The sequence below is a fragment of the Candidatus Filomicrobium marinum genome, from assembly GCF_000981545.1.
Classification (GTDB): domain Bacteria; phylum Pseudomonadota; class Alphaproteobacteria; order Rhizobiales; family Hyphomicrobiaceae; genus Filomicrobium; species Filomicrobium insigne.
On the sequence record NZ_LN829119.1, the window covers coordinates 2,728,271 to 2,742,118 of the forward strand.

The window sequence follows — 13,848 nt, forward strand, 5'->3', positions numbered from 1 at the left end:
CGGCAACGGTTGAGGGGTGGCCGGCTAGGTCAGAAACGATAGGAACGAAAAGGCTTACGAGTTGGCCACGGTTTCCGTCACATCCGGAACGTCAGCCTGTTTGCCATCGAGCCAAGGTGGCACCGGTAGGCCCTTTCCGCGTAGGAATTCTGGATTGAACAGTTTCGACTGATACCGTGTGCCGTAGTCGCACAGAACGGTCACAATGGTATGACCGGGGCCCATGTCCTGCGCCAGCCGAACGGCCCCGGCGACATTGACGCCCGAGGACGCTCCGAGGCAAAGCCCCTCTTCCTGAAGGAGCTGGAAGACCGTCGAAACGGCGTCCGCATCGGGGATCTGGTAGGCCTTGTCGACGACGACATTTTCCAGGTTGGCTGTAATCCGACCTTGTCCGATACCCTCGGTGATCGATGAGCCTTCTGCCTTCAATTCACCGCTCGAGTAGTAGCTGAAGAGCGCCGCGCCCGGTGGATCAGCAAGTCCGATGGTGATGGCGTTGTTCTTCGCCTTGAGCCCAAGAGACACACCACCAAGTGTACCGCCGGACCCCACTGCGCAGATGAAGCCATCGACCTCGCCATCCGTGTCGGCCCAAATCTCTTCTGCCGTGGTCTCAATATGCGCTTGGCGATTGGCGACGTTGTCGAACTGGTTGGCCCAGATCGCACCTGCCGCTTCGCGCTCATTGAGGGCGGCGGCGAGCCGTTGTGAATACTTCACATAGTTGTTGGGATTCTTGTAAGGGACCGCCGGCACTTCTACGAGTTGCGCTCCCAGCAGGCGTAGCGTGTCCTTCTTCTCCTGGGATTGCGTTTCGGGAATGACGATGACCGAACGAAAGCCCATGGCATTGGCGAGGACCGTTAGTCCGATGCCAGTGTTACCCGCTGTACCCTCAACGATCACGCCTCCTGGCTTAAGGGCGCCTGAGCTAACAGCGTTTCGGATGATATAAAGCGCGGCACGATCTTTAACTGACTGGCCCGGGTTCATAAACTCGGCTTTGCCCAGGATCGTAGAGCCCGTCATCTCCGAGGCTCGGCGCAACTTGATGAGAGGCGTTTTGCCGACCGCATCGACAATGCTGGCTTTGAAATTCAAGAGAAGCGCCCTCCAAAGTCGTGTGAAGCGCTCAGCGGCGCCCTTATGTCGTTCTAGGTTGGGCGCACAAAGTAAAGCCGACCCTTGCTGCCTGCAACCGGCATGAAGCTGGTTTCCAAGGCGCGCTGTCGCGGAGCGAAACAACACTTAACTGCCGTTTAACCCCTCCTCCCTAATGTCAATATGCAAACGAGAGGGTGGCGGGCGGCCAAGTCAGTGTGCCTGCGCAGGAGGGGTATTCGATGTATTCAGTCGTGAAAGCGGCGCTAGGTTCGGCGGCCGTGGCGGTTTTTGCTGTGCTGTGCGTCCCGGCAAACGCCGCCGATCTAGGTGGTTCCTTAAAGGACGGCTATATCGCTCCGATGCCGGTCGTGCATCGGCCTGCAGGTCCTTGTTATTTGCGCGCTGATGCGGGCTACTCCATCTCGCAAACGCCGCAGGTCAACTGGCTGGTCACTGACGATGTCACAGGCGAATTCATAACCGACGATGTCACCAACGTCTCTATGGAGAACACGTGGCTGGGCGAGGTCGGTGTCGGCTGCGGCTCTGGTTCGCGAGGGCTTCGTGGCGAGTTCACGTACAGTTATCGAGGCAAGCGCGACATTGATGGCGAGCCAGGTCTCTGGGATCCGATACCCCTCGACGAGGATCCTCTGCACACCAACGTCGAATCCCACACATTAATGTTCAATGCCTTCTACGACCTCGGTCGTTATTATGGCTTTGTGCCTTATGTCGGCGCAGGCATCGGCGTTAGTTTCAATAAGACGGGGTACGCATACTTCACCGAGAATCCAAACTTGGTGAATACCATCGACGGTGCCAGTAAAACTTCGTTTGCATGGGCCGTGATGGCAGGTGTCGGCTACCAGATCTCCGACCGCATGATTCTGGACTTCGGCTACCGTTTCATCGACCTGGGGCAAGCCAAGTCGGGATATCTCGACAATGCTGGTTACGTGAATCCGCGAGTCTACATCGACGATCTGTATGCTCATGAAATCAAGGTTGGTCTGCGCTACCATTTTGGTGGCCGCGATAACTGCTGCCAATATGCAATGAAGTAGTGCCCTGGAGGGCAAGCTTCGTGCAGCCGACCGTGGGATAGATGAGGTCGAACTCCTAATAGGGTTCGGCCTCTTTTTCTGTGACCAAGAGTCTGTTTTGTCGCGCTTGCAGAAAGTGCTGAAGCAACTGATTGATTTGCGATTGATCTTATTGCGAAACACCCGATATATGCTTGTCCTGTGAACTCCCGGGATGCGCGCGAGCGCTCCGCCGCCGGACCTTAGGACTGGACCGCGGCGCGAGAGCCTGTTACTGGCGTAATTGGAACGCGCCCTTGCCTTCTCGGGCCGATGTCGAATGCGGGCGTGGTGGAATTGGTAGACACGCCAGATTTAGGTTCTGGTGGCTTCGGCTGTGGGGGTTCAAGTCCCTCCGCCCGCACCAACATGACCCGCGACCGCAATCCGATTTCGCGTCACCGAGGCTGCAACCTGCTCGTTGCGAGCCGCTGCATTTGCGCTGAAGGTGGCTTTACGCTGTCGCATGACAATCGAAATTGATCGTAGGTAAGAATTATCAATGCAGGTCACGGAAACCAGTTCGGAAGGATTGAAGCGCGAGCTTCAGGTGGTCGTTGGCGTCGATGAGCTTAACGAGCGCTTCAGCGCCCGCTTGAGCGCCATGAAGGATCGCGTGAACCTCAAGGGGTTTCGCAAGGGCAAGGTCCCCGTCGCACATCTGAAGAAGGTGTATGGCAAGGCGGTGATGGCCGAAGTCCTGGAAGAGGCGGTCAAGGAAACCAGCGTCAAGGCACTGAAGGATCGCGAGGAGCGCCCTGCATTCCAGCCAGCTATCGCGTTGACTGAAGACCAGCAGGAAATCGAGAAGATCATCAACGGTGAGGCTGATCTCGCCTATTCGATGACCTTCGAGGTCATTCCGGATATTCAGGTGACCGATCTTGCAAAGTTGCAGCTTGAGCGGCCGGTCGCTGAGGTGGTTGATGCGGACATCGAGGATGCGCTTGGCCAGCTTCTTGAGCGTAATGTCGCTTATGAAGAGGAAGAGGGTCGTGCTGCATCCGCAGGCGATCAGATCAACATCGATTTCGTCGGTAAGATCGACGGCGAAGCATTTGAAGGTGGATCGGCAGAAGGTGTTGATCTCGTCCTTGGACAGGCCCAGTTCATCCCCGGCTTCGAGGAAGGGCTGACAGGGGCGAAGGCAGGTGACACGCCGACCTTGAATATCTCGTTCCCAGAGGATTATCCGGCGACCCATCTGGCCGGTAAGGCTGCTGAGTTCGAGGTCAAGGTCAACAAGGTTTCCAAGCCTAAGCAACCCGAAGCCAGTGACGAATTTGCCCAGACGTTGGGCATCGAAGACTTGGCAAAGCTGAAAGAGCTGCTGCGTGAGCGCATCACGAGCGAATTCGGCGAGGCCTCGCGCTTGAAGCTTAAGCGGAAACTTCTCGATCAACTTGAAAAAGCCCACGAGTTTGAGCTTCCACCCTCAATGGTGGATCGCGAATTCGACATGATCTGGGGGCAGCTGACCCGCAACCTCGAACAGGAAGGCAAGACGTTCGAGGATGAGGGAAAGCCCGAGGAGGAAGTGCGCAAGGAATACCGCGCCATCGCCGAACGTCGCGTGCGGCTTGGTCTGGTAATCGGCGAGATTGGCGACAAGAACAAAATTGACGTCACGTCGGACGAATTGCGCAAGGCTCTCATGGAGCAGGCCCGCCGCTATCCCGGTCAGGAAAAGTTCGTCTACGAATATTACGAAAAGACGCCCGGCGCTTTGAACGAACTTCGTGCCCCTCTGTTTGAGGACAAGGTCGTCGACTATATCTTGGAGTTGGCGAAGCCAACCGAGAAGGTTGTCACCAAGGAAGAGCTGTTAAAGCCCGATGAGGACGAGGCGGTTCAGTCTTAAGGTGTCCTTGTTGGGCAGGCTTAATTCCCCATATTCCACGACCGGCGGGTGATATCCGGCTCGCCCGGCATTGGCGTCGGGTGATGAAACAGGCAGATTGCGTGCGGCGGACGATTCTGGCTCCATGACAACATGACTGGACGTCTTACCGTCCGCCCACCGATAGCCCATTTCGGGCGCCCGCCCGTTCGATAAGCAGGAGAAACGACCCCATGCGCGACCCCATCGCAACGTTGACGAATACCTTTTGGCCGATGGTCGTCGAGCAGACCAATCGCGGCGAGCGCGGCTACGATCTGCCCTCCCGCCTGCTTAAAGAACGCATCATCTTTGTGACCGGACCGATCGAAGACCACATGGCTGCATCCATCTGCATGCAGCTGCTGTATTGCGAATCGGAGAACCCGACCAAAGAGATTTCTATGTACATCAATTCGCCCGGTGGCGTGGTCACGGCCGGCATGGCGATCTACGATACCATGCAGTTCATCCGTCCGCCGATCGCGACTCTTTGTATCGGTCAAGCGGCCTCTATGGGCTCGCTCCTGCTGTGCGCTGGGGATAAGGGCATGCGCTACGCGCTCTCCAATGCGCGCATCATGGTGCATCAACCCTCCGGCGGCTTCCAGGGTCAGGCTTCAGATATTGAACGCCACGCTGAAGATATCATCAAGATGAAGCGTCGATTGAATGAAGTGTACGTCAAGCATACATCTCAACCCTACGAGGTAATTGAGAAAACGCTTGATCGCGACTACTTTATGACTGCGGAGCAAGCGATGGAATTTGGTCTCGTTGATCAAGTATTAACGAAACGCGCTGACGTGGAGACAGAAGATTCAACTCCAAAGGAAAGCTGAGCGCGCTATAGTTTGTGCTCTAGGCGCGGCGATTCAGCCGCGCCGGTTTTTCAAAGATAAATGACGGCGCAAGAGATACTTAGGATCTCATTTGCGGATATTTCGCTGCTTTGACGCTTAGAAGCCCTATTGCCGTCGCCTTGTCGGACAACCATGCCTACGTGGCGGTAGGGTTATTGGCAGCTAGACGCCCGTTTTCAGCAATTTTTCGATTAGGCTGGGGACGAAGCATTACAAGCGGCTTACAACCTGCCTATGTTAGGCGTTCGACGTCACAGTTTTGTGGCAATCTGGTCTTCATGCGGGCCAAGGTGGTGTACGGGCCGTTAATCCAATCTTGATCTGCGCTGGGGTAGCGTGCTCAGATCGGCTTATTCGGATCCCGTGCCTTCTCAAAGGCCTCGTCCCCCAGATCGCTGGGCGGCCGATAACAGACCGAAACTGGCTAAGGCGCGCAGATCGCGTTCCTCGACTACGGGTGAGATAAGAGAATGGCGAACGAGAAGAACACCCTTTATTGCTCCTTCTGCGGAAAGAGCCAGCACGAGGTTCGAAAACTGATTGCCGGGCCAACCGTGTTCATCTGCGATGAATGCGTTGAACTCTGCATGGATATCATCCGCGAGGAAAACAAGAACACCCTCGTAAAGTCGCGTGACGGCGTTCCAACACCACAGGAAATCTGTGAGGTTCTGGACTCTTACGTCATTGGCCAGTATCACGCTAAGCGTGTGCTCTCTGTTGCGGTCCACAACCACTACAAGCGTCTCAATCACGCGTCCAAGAACAATGACGTCGAGCTCGCCAAGTCGAACATCCTGCTGGTCGGTCCGACAGGCTGCGGTAAGACGCTGCTGGCGCAAACGCTGGCGCGTATTCTCGACGTGCCCTTCACGATGGCTGATGCCACGACGCTTACCGAAGCCGGCTATGTCGGCGAAGACGTCGAAAACATCATTCTCAAGCTCCTGCAGAACGCTGACTACAACGTCGAACGCGCACAGCGCGGCATCGTCTATATCGACGAGGTCGACAAGATCTCGCGCAAGTCTGACAATCCTTCGATTACACGCGACGTGTCAGGCGAAGGCGTTCAGCAGGCGCTGCTGAAGATCATGGAAGGGACGGTTGCATCCGTGCCACCACAGGGGGGACGCAAGCATCCCCAGCAGGAATTCCTGCAGGTTGACACGACCAACATACTTTTCATCTGCGGCGGTGCGTTCGCGGGCCTAGAGAAAATCATTTCTGGCCGCGGGAAAGGATCGTCTATCGGCTTTGGCGCGAAGATGCGCAGTTCCGAGGAGCGTCGTACCGGTGAAGTCCTCCGTGAGGTCGAGCCGGAAGATCTCCTGAAGTTCGGCCTCATCCCCGAATTCATCGGTCGTCTGCCTGTGATCGCAACACTCGAGGACTTGGACGAGGACGCCTTGGTGCAGATCCTTGCCGAGCCCAAGAACGCGCTCGTCAAGCAGTATCAACGGCTGTTTGAGATGGAAGATGTCAATCTCAACATCACCAACGAGGCTCTACGTTCAATTGCCCGGAAAGCGATCGAGCGCAAGACTGGTGCCCGTGGATTGAGATCCATCATGGAAGGCATTCTTCTCGACACAATGTATGATTTGCCAGCGCTGAAGGGTGTCGAAGAGATTGTAATAGGTCCGGAGGTTGTCGAGGGCGGCGCGCGTCCGTTGCGTATCTACGCTGACCGCGCCGAAGAAAAGGGCTCCACTGCGTCCTGATCGCGATCAGAAAATTGTTCTGCGGCGTTGCTGATGCACAATATCGGCACGTCGCAGAGCAACGACAGACAGCGTCGGTGCAGACTTGATCTGATCTGGTGAGCCACCACATCACGTCGGCTGTGCGTGCTAAGGTTACCAAAAGTGATACGATGGCTCGCTCAAGTCGGGCGGGGTACCGCAAGCGGTATCGTATGAGTACGCGAAGATGTTAAAGTGACCTCCGAAAGCAGTCCAAGACTGACGAGGCATCGCTGCCTTTTATCAAGGGGCGCCGGCCTTGGTCGCAAGGGACTGCAAACTCCAGTCGAATGCCCTTCGGTGCTCGACTTTGATGGACAGGTGATAGAATGAGCGAAACTAACGAGACACGGTCCCCCGAGCACGGCACGGAGCTGTATCCGGTCCTGCCGTTGCGCGACATCGTGGTCTTCCCCTACATGATCGTGCCGCTGTTCGTTGGCCGCGAGAAGTCGATTAGCGCCCTCGAAGAGGTGATGCGCAGCGACAAGCATATCCTCTTGGCGTCCCAAAAGAACGCTGGCGATGATGATCCGGCATCCGACGCAATCTATGAAATGGGCACCCTCGCCTCTGTGCTGCAGCTGCTGAAGTTGCCCGACGGCACCGTTAAGGTGTTGGTCGAAGGCACGACGCGTGCGCGCATCAAGCGATTCACGGAGAACGCCGAATATTACGAAGCTGAAATCGAGCGCGTCGAAGAGGAAGTCGGCGCCGAAGAGGAGATTGAAGCTCTCGCACGCTCGACAGTGTCCCAGTTCGAGCAGTACGTGAAACTCAACAAGAAGATTTCGCCAGAGGTGCTCGGCACGATTAGCCAGATCGAGGACTACTCGAAGCTGGCCGATACGATTGCGTCACACCTAGCGATCAAGATCTCCGACAAGCAGGAGGTTCTCGAGGTCACGACGATCTCCGAGCGCCTTGAGCGCGTCTACACCTTGATGGAAAGCGAAATCTCCGTTCTCCAGGTCGAGAAGAAGATCCGCTCGCGCGTCAAGCGTCAGATGGAGAAGACGCAGCGCGAGTACTATCTGAATGAGCAGATGAAAGCCATTCAGAAGGAGCTCGGCGACACGGACGAACGCGATGATATCGCTGAGTTCGAGGAGAAGATCGAAAACACCAAGCTGTCGAAGGAAGCCCGCGACAAGGCGCTCGCTGAGTTGAAGAAGCTCAAGCAAATGAGCCCGATGTCCGCTGAGGCAACCGTCGTCCGCAACTACCTGGACTGGTTGTTGTCGATCCCCTGGGGCGTCAAGGGCAAGGTAAAGAAAGACCTCAACGAAGCCGAGTCGATCCTTGATGCGGAACACTACGGACTGGAGAAGGTCAAGGAACGCATCCTTGAATATCTCGCCGTCCAAAACCGCACAAACAAACTCAAGGGCCCGATTCTGTGCCTCGTTGGTCCCCCGGGTGTCGGTAAGACCTCGCTTGGCAAATCGATTGCGAATGCGACCGGACGCGAATTCGTTCGCATGAGCCTCGGTGGTGTTCGCGACGAAGCTGAGATTCGCGGTCACCGTCGGACCTACATCGGCTCGATGCCGGGGAAGGTCATCCAGTCGATGCGCAAGGCGAAGCGGACCAACCCGCTCTTCCTGCTCGACGAGATCGACAAGATGGGTTCTGATTTCCGCGGCGATCCGGCAGCGGCATTGCTTGAGGTTCTTGATCCCGAGCAGAACGCTTCGTTCAACGATCACTATCTTGAGGTCGACTACGATCTCTCGAATGTGATGTTCGTCACGACGGCCAACACGCTGAATATTCCACCGGCTCTTATGGACCGTATGGAGATCATTCGTCTCGCCGGCTACACCGAGGACGAGAAGCTGCAAATCGCCAAGCGGCACTTGCTGCCGCAGCAGCGTCAGTCTCACGGGCTGGAAGAAGGCGAGTGGATTGTCGAAGATAGCGCGTTGCTCGAGATCATCCGTCGTTACACCCGCGAAGCTGGGGTTCGTTCCTTGGAGCGGGAACTAGCTAAGCTGGCCCGCAAGGCGGTGAAGGAGATCCTGACATCGTCAAATACCTCGGTAACGGTGACGGAAGAGAACGTCGGCGATTACCTGGGTGTGACCAAGTACCGTTATGGCCAGGCCGAACTCGAAGATCAGATCGGTATCGTCACGGGACTGGCCTGGACAGAAGTCGGCGGCGAGCTCTTGACCATCGAAGGCATCCGTATGCCCGGTAAAGGCAAGATGAGCGTCACGGGCAACCTGCGCGATGTGATGAAAGAATCGATTCAGGCCGCGAACGCCTACGTGCGGTCGCGTTCGGTCGATTTCGGAATCTCTCCGAAGATCTTTGAAAAGTTCGATATCCACGTACACGTGCCGGAAGGTGCGACGCCGAAAGATGGTCCATCTGCTGGTGTTGCGATGGTGACGGCGATTGTCTCCGTGTTGTCACAGATTCCTGTCCGCAAGGATGTGGCTATGACCGGCGAAATCACGCTCCGTGGTCGCGTGCTGCCGATCGGTGGTCTGAAGGAAAAGCTCCTGGCAGCGCTGCGCGGCGGCATCAAGAAAGTCCTGATCCCAGAGGAAAACGTCAAAGATCTCGCTGACATATCCGATGAGATTAAGACGAAACTTGAAATCGTCCCGGTCTCAAGAGTCGAAGAAGTGCTGAAGCAGGCGCTCGATCGCATGCCTGAGCCGATCACGTGGGATGAGGATGCCCAGCAGGCCGCTGCGGTGGCCGAAAAAGGCACTGATAGCACGGACGAACGTCCGGTTGCGCACTGACCTGACGCCAGCACCAACCGTGCCATAAAGTCAAGGACGCCGCCCCTGGATTGCCTCGGGCGGCGTCTTTATGTCGTCCTATACACCTTGTCAGGCGATTTTCCCTGTATTTTCGGGCTTTTCAGCGTGTATTACCTCTTGACGACCGCCTATTTTCAGCGCTTTTTGCGACCTCTGTCACGTACAGATCAAGAAGCACCAGGCGAAGTCATCGGTAATGTCCTGATCGCAATTCGGGTGCAGCGTGAATCAAGGGATTGGAAAGCAATGAGCAAGAAAGACCTCATCGACGCCATCGCCAAAGAATGTGATTTGACCAAGGAGAAGGCGGGCTCGGCTGTCGACGCGATGCTTTCGCACATCAAGTCGTCAATGAAGAAGGGCGAAGAGGTACGCATCCCTGATTTTGGAACCTTCAAGGTAACAAAGCGCGCGGCTCGCGACGGCCGCAATCCGCTTACCGGCGAGACCATCAAGATCAAGGCTTCGAAGGTGGCCAAGTTCACCCCTTCGAAGGGCCTGAAGGATCTGCTCAACTAAGAGCAGGTGCTCGGCATTTGCTGAGAGTACATAATGAAGAGGGGCGCACTACGCCCCTCTTTCGTGTCCCTCCACCTCATAGGAGCGGGACACAAAATCGATTTCTTGTCGCATCGTTCGTATAAGCGGCAATTCGCCCTCATTGCGCGGCTGGCTTCAGCCCGCTAATGTCTGCGGCTCATGTTGTGGGCGGTTAGCTCAGTGGTAGAGCGCCTCGTTTACACCGAGGATGTCGGGAGTTCGACCCTCTCACCGCCCACCATTCTTCCGATTAAGCTATGCTCTTCTTCCCCGCAGGGGCCCGATTTGCGGCTCCTCACGCTCTGTCGATCTGACAGCGGCCTGGGGCCCTCTACGAGCGAATCAATCGGTGAGCTTTATCCCCGCTCTCTGAGCGCACGCACGGAACCAATAGTTTCCCAATGTTGTTCCTGAGGTAACAGGTTTTGCGCGTTGCCTATGCTATCCCGTGGAACCTGCCGTGGGGAGTTTACGCCACGTCAAAGAGCCCGCCACGATCTCTCCACCGAATCACTTGAGAGGTGGACAAGACAGGATTGCCACTGTGTGTGGTGTGGCGGCGTTGGCATGGTGGCGACCTATACAGCGACCAGGGTAAAGATCAGGAGACGTTCTCATGAGCAACGCAATCGCAGATACGTCGATGGCACAGCGACGCACCCTCGATCTCGTTTCAAAGGCGAACGATAAGCGCGAACTCGACACCAAGGCTGACGCATTGGTCGCAGAATTGCGCAAAGTCCGCGCTAACGTCGATTCCCTTTTGCGCGCCAGCGATCTCGCCAGTTTAAAAGCAGAACGCGACGCTGCTTGAACGTGTGTGAAAAGGCGGTTTCTCCCGCTTGACTTAAGCGTCACGAACACGTACATCCAGCGCTCTGCAACGCAGGCATCAACGAGATGCCGAGCGCAAGGATTGCGGGAGTAGCTCAGTTGGTTAGAGCGCCGGCCTGTCACGCCGGAGGCCGCGGGTTCAAGTCCCGTCTCTCGCGCCATCCTTTCTTTCACTTCAGCCCATTTTTGATGTGATGCGCGCCCCCTAATTTGAGGGGGGTGACGTCTACTGTGCCGCGGATAACCTCGCCGGTCTTGTCCCCAGCACAAGAGGCCTCCACGTTAAAAGAATAGGCGCACCCTCGCTGGCGCAGTTGCGCGGGCCTGAAGGCTAAGCTAACACCTGATCGAACAGGCGAACGGCCGTAGCCGCTTCGACCATCCTAGCCCGGTCTAAAAGCTGGGACGCCGCCGTATCCCGGCTGGACGAGGCCAAATGCGGCAAAGGGATCTGACTTCATGACGCAGCTCTTGCTCGAATATCTTCCAATTGCGGTGTTCCTGGCTGTCGCACTCGCGATCGCGTTAGCTATGATGATCGCGCCCTTCATCATCGCGGTGCGCAATCCGGACCCGGAAAAGGTTTCGGCTTACGAATGCGGATTTGATGCGTTCGATGACGCCCGCATGAAGTTCGACGTCCGGTTTTACCTCGTCTGTCTGCTGTTCATCATTTTCGACCTTGAGATCGCCTTTCTGTTCCCGTGGGCGGCGGCCTTCCGCGACATCGGGCTGTTCGGCTTCTGGTCGATGATCATCTTCCTCGCCGTTCTCACGATCGGCTTCATTTACGAATGGAAGAAGGGAGCCCTGGAATGGGATTGATCCTGCCTCCTGAGTTCGTCCGTGATACGCCGCGCGAAGGCGCAGGCGGAGCAACCACCGTCGAGCGTGCAGCAGATCCTTTTTTCACCGACATCAACAATGAGCTGGCGGACAAAGGTTTCCTCGTCACGAGCACGGACGATCTGATTAACTGGGCACGTACAGGCTCGCTGATGTGGATGACGTTCGGGCTGGCCTGCTGTGCGGTCGAAATGATGCAGGCATCGATGCCGCGTTATGACGTAGAGCGCTTTGGCTTCGCCCCTCGCGCTTCGCCGCGACAGTCCGACGTGATGATCGTTGCTGGCACGCTGACCAACAAAATGGCGCCGGCACTTCGCAAAGTGTACGATCAGATGCCTGAGCCGCGTTACGTCATTTCCATGGGGTCATGCGCAAACGGCGGTGGCTACTATCACTACTCTTATGCCGTCGTGCGTGGCTGCGATCGGATTGTACCTGTGGATATTTATGTTCCCGGGTGTCCACCGACAGCCGAGGCGCTGGTCTACGGTATCCTGCTGCTGCAACGAAAGATTAGGCGCACGGGTACGATCGCGCGCTAGTTGCTAAAACTAGTCGTCGACGACGACCATGCGACCGACGACATCTGAGAAGTGCGGATGAAAATGGACGAAACCAACGACGATCTGGGCGATTACCTGAACTCCAAGATGGTAACCGCGCTTTTGAGTACGAACGTCGCTTACGGCGAACTCACGATCAATATCGCGCGTGAGCACATCCTGCGTGTCCTCAAGTTTCTGCGCGACGATGCCCGCTGCCGTTTCGAAGTGTTGATCGATATCTGCGGCGTGGACTGGCCAGCGCGCGCTAACCGCTTTGACGTCGTCTACCATCTGCTGTCGCCGCGCAATAATCAGCGCATCCGCGTCAAGCTTGAGGTCAATGAGACAACACCTGTTCTAAGCGCAGTAGAAGTATTCTCCAACGCGGACTGGTACGAGCGCGAAGCTTACGACATGTATGGCATCCTGTTTTCAGGCCATCCAGACCTGCGCCGTCTACTGACGGATTACGGCTTCCAGGGATATCCGATGCGCAAGGATTTCCCGCTGACAGGGTATGTCGAGGTCCGTTACGACGACTCCAAGAAGCGCGTCGTTTATGAGCCTGTGAAGCTCACTCAGGAATTTCGCGCATTCGATTTCGAGAGCCCTTGGGAAGGCACGGAGTACATCCTTCCCGGAGACGAAAAAGCCAGCCAAGCGCCTGGCAATAAGAGCTAGTATCGATGCGGGACACATTGAAGGTCGGCGATCGGGTTCAGTTTGCCTACGAGGTGCCGGCATCGAAAACCGTTCCGGGCCTTTATCCGGAAGCGAAAGAGTTCTCCGCAATGCCAGCGGTCTTCGCCACGGGTTTCATGGTCGGCCTGATGGAATGGACTTGCATGAAAGTTCTTGCCGATCATCTGGACGAAGGCGAGGGAAGCTTGGGGGTTCACATCGACGTGTCGCATTCTGCTGCGACGCTGCCCGGCCAGACGGTCACGGTGGATGCGGAGTGCACGTCGATACAAGGCCGCCGTATTGGCTTTTATGTTCGTGCCCACGACGGAATCGAGACGATCGGCGAGGGGCGGCACGAACGCATCGTTATGGCCTGGAATCGCTTCGAGGCGATTCTGGGTAAGAAGGCGAAAGCCGCAGGCGTCGCGCCACTGGCGCCCGTGAAGGAATGAACGGCGAAGCGGAGTGGATAAGATCCATGAGCGGAACGGAAGCAAGCACAGCGCCAGATGTTGAAAAAACGGGGCGGTGCCTTTGTGGCGCAGTGCAATTCAAAGCGCATATAGGCAAGCTGGAAATTGGCACGTGCCACTGCGTTATGTGCCGGCGCTGGGCGGCCGGCCCGTTCCTCGGTGTCGATACGAGCAGGCCGATCGAGATTACGTCGGGCGAAGCAAGCCTCGGCGTCTACCGCTCGTCCGACTGGGGAGAACGCGGTTTTTGCCGCGATTGCGGGGCTTCGCTGTTTTGGCGCACTCAGGACGGTAGCCACGCTGTCATTTCTGTCGGCGCGCTCGACTCGGATGAAGGCTTGGTTTTCAAGACCGAAGTCTTTATCGACCAAAAGCCTCCCTATTATGAGTTCGCCGACGACACCGAAAAGATGACCGGCGCAGAGCTTTTCGCGCTATTCACCGGCGACGCAACAAACGATTGA

General features: G+C 56.5%; 13 protein-coding genes and 3 tRNA genes. 15 read left to right on the forward strand and 1 reads right to left on the reverse strand.

Going from position 1 to position 13,848, the window contains the following annotated elements; genetic code table 11:
• Positions 1-54: 54 nt before the first annotated feature.
• Positions 55-1,104 (reverse strand): cysteine synthase A, encoded by a 1,050-nt coding sequence (locus YBN1229_RS12845; RefSeq protein ID WP_046478953.1) that lies wholly within the window; start codon positions 1,102-1,104, stop codon positions 55-57.
• 242 nt (positions 1,105-1,346) lie between these two features.
• On the opposite strand from YBN1229_RS12845, the gene YBN1229_RS12850 reads away from it, so the two are divergent.
• The 15 genes from YBN1229_RS12850 to YBN1229_RS12920 all read left to right on the forward strand — a co-directional run bounded on the left by YBN1229_RS12850 (position 1,347) and on the right by YBN1229_RS12920 (position 13,848).
• Positions 1,347-2,174, forward strand: coding sequence for an outer membrane protein (locus tag YBN1229_RS12850; RefSeq protein ID WP_046478951.1), 828 nt, complete (start codon positions 1,347-1,349; stop codon positions 2,172-2,174).
• A gap of 300 nt (positions 2,175-2,474) precedes the next feature.
• Positions 2,475-2,559: transfer RNA gene (locus tag YBN1229_RS12855), tRNA-Leu, on the forward strand.
• A gap of 135 nt (positions 2,560-2,694) precedes the next feature.
• Positions 2,695-4,053 (forward strand): trigger factor, encoded by a 1,359-nt coding sequence (tig, locus tag YBN1229_RS12860; RefSeq protein ID WP_046478948.1) that lies wholly within the window; start codon positions 2,695-2,697, stop codon positions 4,051-4,053.
• Positions 4,054-4,265: 212 nt separating this feature from the next.
• On the forward strand, positions 4,266-4,913 hold the full coding sequence (locus tag YBN1229_RS12865) for an ATP-dependent Clp protease proteolytic subunit (RefSeq protein WP_046478944.1): 648 nt from the start codon (positions 4,266-4,268) through the stop codon (positions 4,911-4,913).
• A gap of 491 nt (positions 4,914-5,404) precedes the next feature.
• On the forward strand, positions 5,405-6,658 hold the full coding sequence (gene clpX / locus YBN1229_RS12870; protein ID WP_046478941.1) for an ATP-dependent Clp protease ATP-binding subunit ClpX: 1,254 nt from the start codon (positions 5,405-5,407) through the stop codon (positions 6,656-6,658).
• 350 nt (positions 6,659-7,008) lie between these two features.
• Positions 7,009-9,438: an endopeptidase La gene (lon, locus tag YBN1229_RS12875; protein WP_046478938.1), complete on the forward strand. Its 2,430-nt coding sequence runs from the start codon at positions 7,009-7,011 to the stop codon at positions 9,436-9,438.
• Positions 9,439-9,705: 267 nt separating this feature from the next.
• Complete coding sequence (locus tag YBN1229_RS12880) at positions 9,706-9,978, forward strand: HU family DNA-binding protein (protein ID WP_046480594.1); 273 nt, start codon at positions 9,706-9,708, stop codon at positions 9,976-9,978.
• Between the two features lie 187 nt (positions 9,979-10,165).
• Positions 10,166-10,240, forward strand: a tRNA-Val gene (locus YBN1229_RS12885).
• 375 nt (positions 10,241-10,615) lie between these two features.
• Positions 10,616-10,813, forward strand: coding sequence for a hypothetical protein (locus YBN1229_RS12890; protein WP_046478935.1), 198 nt, complete (start codon positions 10,616-10,618; stop codon positions 10,811-10,813).
• Between the two features lie 104 nt (positions 10,814-10,917).
• A tRNA-Asp gene (locus tag YBN1229_RS12895) sits at positions 10,918-10,994 on the forward strand.
• Between the two features lie 298 nt (positions 10,995-11,292).
• On the forward strand, positions 11,293-11,658 hold the full coding sequence (locus YBN1229_RS12900) for an NADH-quinone oxidoreductase subunit A (RefSeq protein WP_046478933.1): 366 nt from the start codon (positions 11,293-11,295) through the stop codon (positions 11,656-11,658).
• The gene (locus tag YBN1229_RS12905) at positions 11,649-12,224 is read left to right on the forward strand and encodes a NuoB/complex I 20 kDa subunit family protein (protein WP_046478930.1); all 576 of its coding nucleotides are present in this window, start codon (positions 11,649-11,651) and stop codon (positions 12,222-12,224) included. Before YBN1229_RS12900 ends, YBN1229_RS12905 begins: the two co-directional genes overlap by 10 nt.
• 63 nt (positions 12,225-12,287) lie before the next feature.
• The gene (locus YBN1229_RS12910) at positions 12,288-12,908 is read left to right on the forward strand and encodes an NADH-quinone oxidoreductase subunit C (RefSeq protein ID WP_046480592.1); all 621 of its coding nucleotides are present in this window, start codon (positions 12,288-12,290) and stop codon (positions 12,906-12,908) included.
• A gap of 5 nt (positions 12,909-12,913) precedes the next feature.
• Positions 12,914-13,363, forward strand: coding sequence for a thioesterase family protein (locus YBN1229_RS12915; RefSeq protein WP_046478927.1), 450 nt, complete (start codon positions 12,914-12,916; stop codon positions 13,361-13,363).
• A 26-nt stretch (positions 13,364-13,389) separates the two neighbouring features.
• Complete coding sequence (locus YBN1229_RS12920) at positions 13,390-13,848, forward strand: GFA family protein (RefSeq protein ID WP_046480590.1); 459 nt, start codon at positions 13,390-13,392, stop codon at positions 13,846-13,848.